Source organism: Candidatus Cloacimonadota bacterium, assembly GCA_011372345.1.
In the GTDB taxonomy this organism is placed as follows: Bacteria; Cloacimonadota; Cloacimonadia; order Cloacimonadales; family TCS61; genus DRTC01.
In genome coordinates this window covers 1-2,960 of record DRTC01000472.1, presented here as the reverse complement: position 1 = coordinate 2,960, position 2,960 = coordinate 1, and the positions used below count along the sequence as shown (strand labels likewise).

Below are 2,960 nucleotides of genomic sequence, written 5' to 3'. Positions count from 1 at the left end.
CATCAGGAACAGGTCTGAACATATTATCAGTGAATAGGGCAGTCAATGCTTGATCTGTAATTGTTTTTGTAGGAAGAGCATAAGTTGAATCAGCACCAAGAACGCGATCAGTAACATAGAGTTTTTCTTTGTTTTTCAAGGTTTTCAGAGCATCCTCAATAACCATATCGAAAGTTTCAGGATCGACAGGAATGTTGTTGGGAGAATCCCAATCGATCTGATCTTCATTTTCCGGTCGCTTCACGATCAGTGTATCTTTTGGGCTTCTTCCGGTTGATTCAACCGGAGTCCAGGTGTCGAGAGCTCCATTTGCGGACACGACTGCTTCCTTGTTTTCGACTGCTCGTCTGATCATTTCTTTCCTGGGAAGATTTTCCAGGATATGCGGATGTTGTTTCAAGATTTGTGACAATTCATCCATAAACCTCATACTTAGATTTTCGCTCATTTTTCCTCCTAATATATTTTTTATTGAAAAATCAATTTATTATATATTTAATAATCATTGATCGGATCGAAAAAAATAGAATTGTAAAATAAAACAAAAAAAAACAGCCGAATGACTGTTTTTTGAAAATGAAAAGTTATTTTGTTAATTTCTTTCAGCGTAAACACTGACGAACTTCTTTCCTGCTTTTTTGGTTTCATATTTGACGAAACCATCGATCAGGCTGAAAAGTGTATGATCATTCCCCAAACCGACATTAAGTCCCTTGCGGATTTTTGTCCCTCTTTGACGAACCAGGATGTTTCCGGCGAGAACCTGCTGCCCACCATATTTTTTTACACCGAGATATTGCGGATTACTGTCTCTTCCGTTCCTACTGCTTCCGACTCCTTTTTTATGTGCCATTATCTTTACTCCAAAATATATCTAATTTATGATATCTTTAATTTTGATTTCTGTGTAATTCTGTCTGTGACCCTGTTTTTTCTCATAACCTTTTCTTCTTTTTTTCTTAAAGACAATTATCTTTTTATCCTTTTTATGAGCGATTATTTCAGCGATCACTTTTGATTTTTCGATTATCGGTTTTCCGACAACTGTGTCATTATCATTTTTCAGGAACAGGACTCGATCGAGTTCTATTTCAGTTCCGATCTCTTTATTTTTCAAAAAGGGAACTTCTAAAGTCTGATCTTTTTCCACTCTAAATTGAGTTCCTTTAAAGTCAACTACTGCATACATTTCTGTCTCCTTAAAACACTTCCAACAAATTATAGAAAATCAAAGAATTGATTACTTATTTCTGTGTCAAGTATTATATTTTGAAGTTATTTCCTTATTATCTTTGAGAGAAATAATCTGAAACTTATCAAATTCAATCTTGTTGTCTGATACTATTTCAATTTCATTCTCAAAGTGCTGAAGAAAGTCGGAATTCTCTTCAAAAAAAGTTTTTACATTTTTATGTACGACGATTTTTAAAGGAACATCTTTTAAGAAATATTCTGCTCTTTTTAACCAGCGTGAAATCCTGACAGCAACAGAATCTTTAGATAAAAGACGACCACTGCCGTTACAATAAGGACATTGTTCGGAATAGGTCAGAAGTAAACTCGGTCGTGTCCTTTTTCTTGAAATTTCGATAAGCCCTAAAGGGCTGAACGGGAATACTCGATTTTTTGCTCGATCTCTTTTTAAGGAACTTTTCAGCACATTATAAACTTCTTCTTTATCAGATTCGCTTTTCATATCAATGAAATCTGCAACCATAATACCACTCAAATCCCTTAACCTGATTTGTCGTGCTATTTCATAAGCTGCTTCGATATTTGTTTTTGTGATCGTATCTTCATAATGGCTGATTCCGGTAAAACTTCCGGTATTGACATCTATCGCAACTAAAGCTTCCGTTTGCTGAATAGTTATATTACCACCACTTGGTAAATTAATTCTGGAGTAGAATATTTCTTCTATTTCTTTTTCAATACCATAAGCATCAAAAATTGGAGAATCCTCATTATAAAGTTCGATTCGTTTTACAAGTTCGGGTGAAACATCTTGCAGCCTGGAAATAATTGAATCTCGTAATTCTCTATCATCAACGACCAATCTATCGATTTTAGAACTGAATAGATCCCGGACAAGAGTGAATGACAAGTCATTCTCATCAAAAACACAGACAGGAGCCTTTGCATATAGAAGTTGTTTTTCGATTAATTTCCAGGTTTTATTAAGACCATTCAATTCTTGGATAAAATCCTCTTCGGAAATTCCATCAGCTTCTGTTCTCACGATGACTCCAGTGTTTGGAGGTATTACCGATTCGAGAATTGCTTTTATTCTCTTTTTTTCGGAATTTGAAGTAATTTTGCGGGAGAGAGCAATTTTATTGTTTTTAGGTGCAAATACTAAAAATTTTCCGGGGAGCGATAATTTACAAGTTAGCCTTGCACCCTTTTTCCCTAAAGGTCCTTTTTTAACTTGAACTGCTATTTCTTCACCCGGAATTAATATTTGATCAATTCTTGCAGAATTATTTGAAAAGAAAATTTTTTTTTGACTTGCTGTCAGAAAATTTGGATCAAGATCTTTAAAATGCAGAAATGCCGTTCTGTTCAAACCAATTTCAACGAAAGCAGCACCCATTCCGGGAAGAACATTTTTAATTATTCCTTTATAGATATTACCTATAACAAGTTGTTGTTCCTTTTTTTCGGTAAACAACTCAACTAACTTGTTATCCTCCAAGATAGCAATGCGCTTCTCAAAAGAATGAACATTTACAATTATTTCATTAAACATTGATTTCCAAACTCCAAATTTAAGAAGAATAATGTGATTTTCCAGTCAAGCATTTTCTTTCTAACTTTTACTTGACACGATAATAAATGGAAAAAATATGTGCCAACTTATTGTTGCGAGGTGGAGCAGTCTGGTAGCTCGTCGGGCTCATAACCCGAAGGTCGAAGGTTCAAATCCTTCCCTCGCTATCGTTTTATTGATAGTTTAGGAT

At 34.7% G+C, this 2,960-nt stretch carries 4 protein-coding genes and 1 tRNA gene; 1 reads left to right on the top strand and 4 read right to left on the bottom strand.

Translation table 11 applies throughout. From position 1 onward, the window contains the following. From ENL20_09150 to ENL20_09135, 4 genes are all read right to left on the bottom strand, one after another. Positions 1-430 (bottom strand): phosphoenolpyruvate carboxykinase (ATP) (locus ENL20_09150; protein HHE38723.1); only part of this gene is annotated, 430 nt, incomplete at its 3' end. Between the two features lie 162 nt (positions 431-592). Then, the gene (locus ENL20_09145) at positions 593-853 is read right to left on the bottom strand and encodes a 50S ribosomal protein L27 (protein ID HHE38722.1); all 261 of its coding nucleotides are present in this window, start codon (positions 851-853) and stop codon (positions 593-595) included. Between the two features lie 21 nt (positions 854-874). Continuing rightward, positions 875-1,189, bottom strand: a complete 315-nt coding sequence (rplU, locus tag ENL20_09140) for a 50S ribosomal protein L21 (GenBank protein HHE38721.1) — start codon at positions 1,187-1,189, stop codon at positions 875-877. A gap of 66 nt (positions 1,190-1,255) precedes the next feature. Further along, the gene (locus tag ENL20_09135; protein HHE38720.1) at positions 1,256-2,749 is read right to left on the bottom strand and encodes an Rne/Rng family ribonuclease; all 1,494 of its coding nucleotides are present in this window, start codon (positions 2,747-2,749) and stop codon (positions 1,256-1,258) included. A gap of 114 nt (positions 2,750-2,863) precedes the next feature. Here ENL20_09135 and ENL20_09130 point away from each other — a divergent pair. Next, positions 2,864-2,937, top strand: a tRNA-Met gene (locus ENL20_09130). Positions 2,938-2,960: the final 23 nt, after the last annotated feature.

What these genes read in the sequence shown, in the direction of transcription:
- ENL20_09135 (HHE38720.1), bottom strand. Translation starts at nt 2,749, where the DNA reads ATGTTTAATGAAATAATTGTAAATGTTCATTCTTTTGAGAAGCGCATT.
- ENL20_09145 (HHE38722.1), bottom strand. Translation starts at nt 853, where the DNA reads ATGGCACATAAAAAAGGAGTCGGAAGCAGTAGGAACGGAAGAGACAGT.
- rplU (HHE38721.1), bottom strand. Translation starts at nt 1,189, where the DNA reads ATGTATGCAGTAGTTGACTTTAAAGGAACTCAATTTAGAGTGGAAAAA.